This window comes from uncultured Formosa sp. (assembly GCF_947500765.1).
Classification (GTDB): Bacteria; Bacteroidota; Bacteroidia; order Flavobacteriales; family Flavobacteriaceae; genus Formosa.
In genome coordinates this window covers 20,190-28,948 of the sequence record NZ_CANMTH010000017.1, presented here as the reverse complement: position 1 = coordinate 28,948, position 8,759 = coordinate 20,190, and the positions used below count along the sequence as shown (strand labels likewise).

Genomic DNA, 8,759 nt, shown 5'->3' with positions numbered 1-8,759 from the left:
ATTTATTTGTTCAGGATTTTTTTTGTTTAAAATTAATTATAGTTTATATGCAATACACAATTCTTTTTGTGGTTTATCGCTAAGTTATTCTAATACTGTACTTCTTTTTATTTTTTTAATTATACTCTTCAATTTATTTACAGGCTGTAATTATATATTAAAAAAAATATAATAATCAACCGTCTTCTAAATCTAATATATTTTAACGTTTGGTGTTATTTATATCAGCATTTTAACTTTTTATAGTTTTTATCTGACTCTTATCGAAAAAGAGTTAATTAAATTCAAAAAAAAATTACTTTCATATTTAATTAATTGAATATGATTAATTTATAAGAACATCTAGTTTATATAGTTAAGCAAAGTGTTTATATTCTAGGTTATACTTATTACAGATAATCCTCCCGAGCAATAAACATAAATTTTATATGAAGAAAACAAGTGGTTCTTTTGCGGATACTGTAAGCTCAGGATCTGTAATTTTTTGTGATATGTTTGATACTCTTGTTCATAGAACAGTACATCCTAATTACGTAATGCGATTATGGGCTAAAACAATGATTAGGGAATTAGGATTAGATATAGATATCGATGAATTATATTTTATTCGTAAAGAGGTTGAAATTTATCTAAGTGAAAAACACAAGGTTTTGCATATTGAAATTCCTTATGAGCTATTAATAAAAGAAGTATATAATAGGCTTATTTGTTGTGATTTAGTTCGTGATATTTCATTTTCTAAGTTTCAGAATTATTTTGAAAAAACAGAAGTTACTGTAGAACTTAAAGTACAGTTTTTAAATGAAAATACTGTAAAAGAATTAATAAAAATAAAAAATAAAGGTTCTGATTTGTATTGTGTTACAGATTTTTATACATCTAAAAAGGTTATTCTAAATATATTACAGTCACATAAAATTGAACATCTTTTTGATGATGTTTTTGTGTCTTCAGAATGCGAAAAAAGTAAACATAATGGTAATTTTTATACGTATTTAATTGATATTCTTGGCCTTGATCCTACTCATATAATAATGATTGGAGATAATTTGAAACATGATATCGTTAATGCCGAAAAAAGTAATTTAAATACCCTATATATTCCAAATAAAGAATTTTCTAAAACTAAAATAAAGTATTCTTATGGCTCTGATTTAAAGGATTACAAACAAATTGTAAATAGTTTATATAAACGTTGTAATTCTAAACATGTACCAGCAAATAGTGATTATATTTTATTCTATTTTATTTATATAGAACGTTTATATTTTAAATTAAAAAAGGCATGTATTAATGATATATTTTTTCTATCTCGGGAAGGACTGTATTTTAAAAAATTATTTGATTTCTATCAGAGTTATTATGCTTTAACAGATGAAGATTTAATTAAAACACATTATTTGAAAACATCTAGACAGGCTAGTATGATAGTATCTTTAGAAAGTATAGATGATGAAGCATTTTCTTTTTTACGAAATAAATATCCAAAATTATCACCTAAAGGCTTTCTAAATAATTTTAATTTTGATGATGATCTTATTAATGAAATTATAACACGTTTAAATTTAGAATCTATACAATCTATTAGTATTCCTAATTTTTTAGATTCAGATGTTTTTGAAGCATTAAAACAAAACGAATTATTCGTCACACATTATGATAAAACACGTTTAGAACAGAAAGCGTATTTTGATGCTTACCTAAAGTCTTTTAATGTCGATTTTGTTACAGACGGTTTACACTTAGCAGATATTGGTTGGGGAGGAACAATGCAAGAAAGACTTTTTGATTATTTTAAAGGTGAAGTAAAGGTTTATGCATATTATTTGGGTATAAGAGAAGTTTATAATATTACCGATACGACTAAACGATTTGGTTTAAATTTTTCGGTATATCCATACACTAGTTATTCAGATTATATTCTTAGTGGTAATATAGAGTTAAATGAACAATTACTCTCTGCACCACATGGAAGTACCATTTCTTACGATATAAATTCACCAACGTTTTCTAACGAATTTCATCAAGCAGATGAAAAAAGAATTTATAAAGATCATATTTCTAAAATTCAGAATTTTATGTTTGAGCAATTTAAAATTCTAATTAATGATTTTGATAAAATTTGTTATTCAAGAGAAATTGCACAAGAACAAATGGTGAACTATGCTTTACGTATAGGCATTTTTGCTTCTAAAAGAAAAATTTCAAAGATGATTAAAATTTTTGAGGGTTTCTATTCTAATGTTGGAGATTTTTCTAAAGGATTAACTATAAACACCGATCGAAGTAAAAAAGATATTTTAGTTAGTGTAAAAACTTTTATTTTGAGGCCTGAAAAAATGTTTAGGTACTTACTTAGAGTTAAACCGTACCTTTTTACTAAACATAAATTTTTATTATTTGCATTTTTTCCTTCCTACTTAATCTATTGGTATATAAAGTTTAATATTTGGATACGAAGATCATTTTTAATGAAACAGTTTTATTTAAAATATACATATTTTAATTTTAAAAAATAAATAGTTATGTGTTGATATATACGGTTTTAATAGGATTGTTTTTTAGATTCTCTGTAAACATTAAAATCTAATACATCTGGACTTAAAACGATATCAGAACCTTTTACAACCTTAAGAACTGTTTTTAATAAAATCTGTAAATCAGATTTAAAACTTAAATTTTCAACGTATTCTATATCTTTTGCTAATTTATCATCCCAACTAATAGAATTTCGTCCGGAGACCTGTGCTAAACCAGTAATTCCAGGTCTTACAGTATGTCTTATTTGTTCTTCTTTAGTATAATAAGGTAAATATCTTACTAGTAAAGGCCTTGGACCTATTAAGCTCATATCTCCTTTGATAACGTTTAAAAGTTGCGGGATTTCATCTAAAGAAAATTTTCTAATAAATGTTCCTAATACAGTAACACGTTCAGCGTCTGGTAGTAGGTTTCCATTTTTATCTTTTTTATCAGACATGGATTTAAACTTAATAATTTTAAAAACTTTTTCGTTTTTTCCAGGTCTACTTTGAAAGAAAAATGGTTGACCATTTGTAACTAATAAAATTAATGTAACAAGTAAAAATACAGGTAACAAAATAATAAAACCTATAAGGGATGCAGAAAAATCAATTACTCTTTTAAATATAGTTTTATACATTTTATTTGGTTTATTTATAACTAATTATTGGCCTATAATATGAGTCAATAACCGAATTTAATATGATTTAAATTTAGGGATTAACGTAGTAATAGTCAAATTTAATATTTTCTATTTCACATGCATTATAACCTTTAACAAAATTTAAATTTTTACGTCTATATATGATTCAAATTTATTTATAATGATTAATTAGTTTATATGCATAGTGGGTTTTAAATTGGAAATACTCGGTCTTTTTAATAACTACGTTTTACTTTATTTATATTAAATAATGTTATTGACTGATTAAAGTAATTATAGTACAATTCAAAGATTATTTTTGATTAGATTCTTAGAATTTTGGAAGTTTACGGTGTCAATTTATTAGCTTTTATTTAAAGTAATACTTGGCAGATGAATTATTTACAACGTTAATTTAATATTAGATATATAATTACTGTTAGTATTTCATTATAAATAAACCAATTTTAATTTTTCACTTTAATCAATCAAGAGTTAACAATGAATATATTAATTACATGCGCAGGAAGACGAGTTTCTCTGGTTAGAGCATTTCAACAAGAATTAAAAAAAGTGTTTCCTGAAGGTCAGGTCTTAACAGCAGATTATGAACCAAATTTATCGTCGGCATGTCAAGCTTCAGATAAATCATTTCATTTACCATTACTTAATGACGCTAACTACCTTACGGCTCTAATAGATTTATGTGTATCTAATAATGTGAAGTTAATTATACCAACAATAGATACCGAATTGGCTTTATTATCTAGAAATAAACAAACCATTTTAAATCAAGGGATTACACCTATCGTTTCTTCAGCTTCTTTTATAAATATTTGTAGAGATAAAAGGAAGACTCAGAATTTCTTTTCTAAAATGAATATTAATGTTGCTAAAGAATATTCTAAAACCGACTATAAATTACCACTTTACATTAAGCCTTTAAATGGTAGTAGAAGTGTAGATAATTTTAAGATTTTATTAGAGGAGGATTTAACAGACTATCATTTTAAAAATGATGATCTAATCTTTTTTGAATACATAGATCATAATAAATATGATGAGTTTACTTGCGATTTGTATTACGATAAACATAGTACTTTAAAATGTGTGGTACCCAGAAAACGTATTGCAATTAGAGATGGAGAAGTGAATAAAGGGGTAACTCAAAAGAATACACTTTTAGATTATATAAATACAAATTTAGGTTTTATAGAAGGCGCTGTTGGGTGTCTTACGGCTCAGTTTTTTAAACATAAAGAGAACGATACAGTTTATGGTATTGAAATTAATGCAAGATTTGGTGGAGGGTATCCATTATCTTATTTATCAGGAGCAAATTACCCGAAATGGATTATTCAAGAATATTTACTTGATGAAATCGTAGAATCTTTTACGGATTGGGAAGATAATTTGTTAATGCTAAGATATGATAGCGAAATATTAGTTCATGATTTTAAAGCATAAAATTATTGTTGTTCTAGACTTAGACGATACTTTATATAATGAAATAGATTTTTTAAAATCGGCATATAAAGAGATTTCCGATATTATTGCAAAGCACTCAGAGATTACATCTGAAAGTATTTTCAATCAAATGATGACTTTTTATAACGATAAGAAGAATACTTTTGAAGAAATCATTACATCAACTCAAGTTAAAAATATAACTGTAAGCGATCTGTTAACTATTTACAGAAACCATTCTCCCTATATTGTTTTAAGTAAAGAAAACAAAGAAACTTTAACCTATTTAAAAGCGAACATGTTTAAAATAGGCTTGATAACAGATGGAAGAAGTACACAACAGCGTAACAAGATAAAGGCTCTGGGGTTAGAACATTTTTTTGATGATATTATTATTTCAGAAGAATTTGGATCTGAGAAACCTAATACTAATAATTTTAAATATTTTAACGATAAGTATGGAGAAGCAACCTATTTATATATTGGAGATAATGTTAAGAAAGACTTCATTGCTCCAAATACTTTAAACTGGTATTCTGTTTGTCTACTTGATAATGGCGTAAACATTCATACACAAGACATGAATTTGAGTAAAGAACAGTCTCCTGTTTTTAAAATTAATGTCTTAAAAGATATAAAAAATGTTTTGTGTGAAATTATTTAAACCTTACTAAATTAGAGTAGAGTAGTCTCTTTATTTGTAATGTTTGTTTTTTACAATATTAAGTAATCTAGACTTTAAACATCGTATCGAATTTTTAATATAACTAAGCATATTAAATAGTTATTTTATAATGCGAAAAATCTTATAATAACTCGTATTTGTAGTCTTGTTTTGTAGGTATTTTACCTTCTTTTAATACACCTAATTTTAATGATTAGACCAATATATTTTATCAATTAACCTTTAAATATGAATTAACGTAAATATCTGCTATTCATCGTTTTTATTTGAATTGCACTCATATAATTACTGATATTTATAAACATTTTCTAGTCATAGCAATTAGAAAAAAGTTTAATTTTTTTGATTATTTTTATGTTAGAAGTCCCTAAATAGACATAAAAATTGTTTTAATATTTATATAACAATTTTACTTATGAATTCAAAAATATGGTTATCATCACCACATATGGGAGGACATGAATTAGACTTTGTAAATGAAGCTTTTTCAACCAATTGGATAGCTCCATTAGGTCCTAATGTTACAGGTTTTGAAGATGATTTACACACGTTTTTAAACGCAGACAAATACGTTGCAGCAGTAAGTGCTGGAACGGCTGCTTTACACTTAGCTTTAATTTTATTGAATGTAGGTCCAGGTGATGAAGTAATCTGTCAATCTAAAACATTTTCTGCTTCAGCAAATCCTATTGTATACCAAGGAGCAACTCCTGTTTTTGTAGATAGTGAACGAGAGACTTGGAATATGTGTCCTATTGAGTTAGAACGCGCAATTAAAGACAGAATTTCTAAGGGGAAAACTCCAAAAGCAATAATAGCAGTTCATTTATATGGTATGCCATATAAAAAAGAAGACATACATGCTATAGCAAAAGCATATAATATACCTGTTGTAGAAGATAGTGCAGAAGCATTAGGTAGTCGTTACAAAGACCAAAAATGTGGAACGTTTGGAGAGTTTTCTATATTATCTTTTAACGGAAACAAAATTATAACAACTTCTGGAGGTGGTGCCTTAGTGTGTGCTTCTAAAGTAGATAAAGATAAGGCTGTATTTTTAGCCACTCAAGCAAAAGATAAAGATGTTGCATATGTACATTCTCATATTGGTTACAATTATAGAATGTCTAATGTAATTGCAGGGATAGGACGTGGACAAATGATGGTTTTAGAAGATCATGTAAATAAACGTCGCGCTAACTTTAATTTTTATGTATCTAAGCTAAATCAGATTAAAAACATCACGTTCTTACAAGAACCTGAAGGTTATTATTCTAATAGATGGTTAACTTGTATTTTACTAGATAATAAAAAAGATCAAGAAGGCTTAAGATTATTTTTAGAAAAAGATAATATAGAAACACGACCATTATGGAAACCAATGCATCAGCAACCTATTTTTAAAGATGCACCTTGTTATTTAAATGGAGTTTCAGACGATTTATTCGAACGTGGGTTATGCTTACCTAGCGGATCAAATTTATCAATAGAAGATTTAGAACGAATAGTTTCATTAATTATACAATATTTTGAATAGATTAAACGTCTTACTTATTAATTTATCTAAAAGATATGCCTCTAAATGGCTTGTCTTGTTGGTAGATTTATGTTTAGTTGCATTTACATTCTTTTTAGCTTATTTAATTAGATATAATTTTGAAATTTCTTTTGATTTTGGCAAATTTTTAAAACAAATTCCATTTGTTTTAATAGCAGCAGCAATTAGTTTTATAGTTGTAAGTACACACAAAGGTGTTGTTCGGTTTACAGGTGTAAAAGATGTAGTAAACATTATAGTTGGTATTAATTTATTAGCTACAATCTTAATTATTACAACGTATTTAAGTCGAAAATATGAATACGATACAATATTTGATATTGCAGGTTCTGTTATTTATATCCATTTATTACTAAATGTTTTTTTCTTAATAGGAGCTAAATTCTTTATCAGATCTATTTATCACAGTATCATATCTGATAAAAGTATTTTTAACAAAAAAAATCATCGCGTTTTAATTTATGGAGCTGGTAATGCTGGTATGGTTACTTATGATGCGATAACAAATGATGCTAAAAGCACTATAGATATTTTTGGTTTTATTGATGATAACAGTAAGAAAATTGGTAAAAAAATCAATCTTCTAGAAGTGTATGATTCTAATAAAATAACTATTGATTTTATTGAAAAAAATAAAATTGATGAAATTATTATTTCTATTCAGAATATAAGTTCTGAAAGATTATTAGATATTACAAAAGATTTTCTTGCAAAATCTATAAAAGTTAAGATTACACCTCCTGTTCAGCAATGGATTGATGGGGAGTTACAAATAAGCCAGATTAAAGATGTTAATATTGAAGATTTACTGGGTCGTGAGCCCATCAGTATCGATAATCCAGTATTAATAGACGAATATGCAGACAAGGTTATTATTGTTACTGGTGCTGCAGGTTCAATAGGAAGTGAGATTGCCAGAAAACTGACTAAGTTTGATTATAAAAAATTAATCCTTATTGATGTTGCAGAATCTCCTTTGTATGAACTTCAACAAGAATTTATTCAAAGTGGCATTCAAAGATTTGAAGTTATTATTGTAGATGTTAGAAATATGATAAGAATGGATCAGCTTTTTAAAAGCTTAAATCCTCAAGTTATTTTTCATGCAGCAGCTTATAAGCACGTTCCTTTAATGGAAAATAATCCCTATGAAGCGGTTAGTGTAAACATTAGCGGAACAATAAACATGGCCAATCTATCTATTAAATATGGAGTGACTAAGTTTGTTATGATTTCTACAGATAAGGCTGTAAACCCTACAAATGTTATGGGAGCAACTAAGCGTATTGCAGAACTATATATTAGTTGTTTAAATAAAAAAGAAGCTACAAAATTTATTATCACACGTTTTGGTAATGTGTTAGGATCTAATGGATCTGTAATTCCATTATTTAAAAAACAAATTGAAAACGGAGGACCATTAACGGTAACACATAAGGATATTACACGTTTTTTTATGACAATACCGGAAGCCTGTTCTTTAGTATTAGAAGCTGCTGCAATGGGAAATGGAGGAGAGATTTTTGTGTTCGACATGGGGAAATCAGTTAAGATTTTCGACCTAGCAATTAACATGATTACACTCTCAGGTTTAAATTATCCAAAAGATATCGATATAAAAATCACAGGATTAAGACCTGGCGAAAAAATTTACGAAGAGTTATTAGCAAATGGCGAGAATACACGTCCAACATATCATGAAAAAATAATGATTGCTAAATCTAAAGAAATAGATTCAACAACAATACTTAATCAGATTATAGACTTACATACCACTAATCCAAAATGTTTAACCTTAGAAACTGTAACTAAAATAAAAGAGATTGTTCCTGAATACATCTCTAATAATTCCAAATTTGAAGCTTTAGATAGTAAAAAATAAT

At 26.8% G+C, this 8,759-nt stretch carries 6 protein-coding genes; 5 read left to right on the top strand and 1 reads right to left on the bottom strand.

Annotation, left to right across the window (positions count from 1 at the left end; genetic code table 11):
• Window positions 1-428: 428 nt before the first annotated feature.
• Window positions 429-2,519: an HAD family hydrolase gene (locus Q1B05_RS17865; protein WP_299782690.1), complete on the top strand. Its 2,091-nt coding sequence runs from the start codon at window positions 429-431 to the stop codon at window positions 2,517-2,519.
• 26 nt (window positions 2,520-2,545) lie between these two features.
• Here Q1B05_RS17865 and Q1B05_RS17860 read toward each other — a convergent pair whose 3' ends face one another.
• The gene (locus tag Q1B05_RS17860) at window positions 2,546-3,163 is read right to left on the bottom strand and encodes a sugar transferase (RefSeq protein WP_299782688.1); all 618 of its coding nucleotides are present in this window, start codon (window positions 3,161-3,163) and stop codon (window positions 2,546-2,548) included.
• A gap of 504 nt (window positions 3,164-3,667) precedes the next feature.
• Here Q1B05_RS17860 and Q1B05_RS17855 point away from each other — a divergent pair.
• The 4 genes from Q1B05_RS17855 (at window position 3,668) to Q1B05_RS17840 (ending at window position 8,758) form a co-directional block, all read left to right on the top strand.
• Window positions 3,668-4,633, top strand: a complete 966-nt coding sequence (locus Q1B05_RS17855) for an ATP-grasp domain-containing protein (RefSeq protein WP_299782686.1) — start codon at window positions 3,668-3,670, stop codon at window positions 4,631-4,633.
• Entirely contained in the window at window positions 4,617-5,297 is a 681-nt protein-coding gene (locus Q1B05_RS17850; protein WP_299782684.1) for an HAD family hydrolase, read from the top strand. The genes Q1B05_RS17855 and Q1B05_RS17850 overlap by 17 nt, the downstream gene beginning before the upstream one ends.
• Before the next feature lie 436 nt (window positions 5,298-5,733).
• On the top strand, window positions 5,734-6,855 hold the full coding sequence (locus tag Q1B05_RS17845; protein ID WP_299782682.1) for an aminotransferase class I/II-fold pyridoxal phosphate-dependent enzyme: 1,122 nt from the start codon (window positions 5,734-5,736) through the stop codon (window positions 6,853-6,855).
• On the top strand, window positions 6,848-8,758 hold the full coding sequence (locus Q1B05_RS17840) for a nucleoside-diphosphate sugar epimerase/dehydratase (protein ID WP_299782680.1): 1,911 nt from the start codon (window positions 6,848-6,850) through the stop codon (window positions 8,756-8,758). The genes Q1B05_RS17845 and Q1B05_RS17840 overlap by 8 nt, the downstream gene beginning before the upstream one ends.
• Window position 8,759: the final 1 nt, after the last annotated feature.

What these genes read in the sequence shown, in the direction of transcription:
- Q1B05_RS17860 (WP_299782688.1), bottom strand. Translation starts at nt 3,163, where the DNA reads ATGTATAAAACTATATTTAAAAGAGTAATTGATTTTTCTGCATCCCTT.
- Q1B05_RS17865 (WP_299782690.1), top strand. Translation starts at nt 429, where the DNA reads ATGAAGAAAACAAGTGGTTCTTTTGCGGATACTGTAAGCTCAGGATCT.
- Q1B05_RS17855 (WP_299782686.1), top strand. Translation starts at nt 3,668, where the DNA reads ATGAATATATTAATTACATGCGCAGGAAGACGAGTTTCTCTGGTTAGA.
- Q1B05_RS17845 (WP_299782682.1), top strand. Translation starts at nt 5,734, where the DNA reads ATGAATTCAAAAATATGGTTATCATCACCACATATGGGAGGACATGAA.
- Q1B05_RS17850 (WP_299782684.1), top strand. Translation starts at nt 4,617, where the DNA reads ATGATTTTAAAGCATAAAATTATTGTTGTTCTAGACTTAGACGATACT.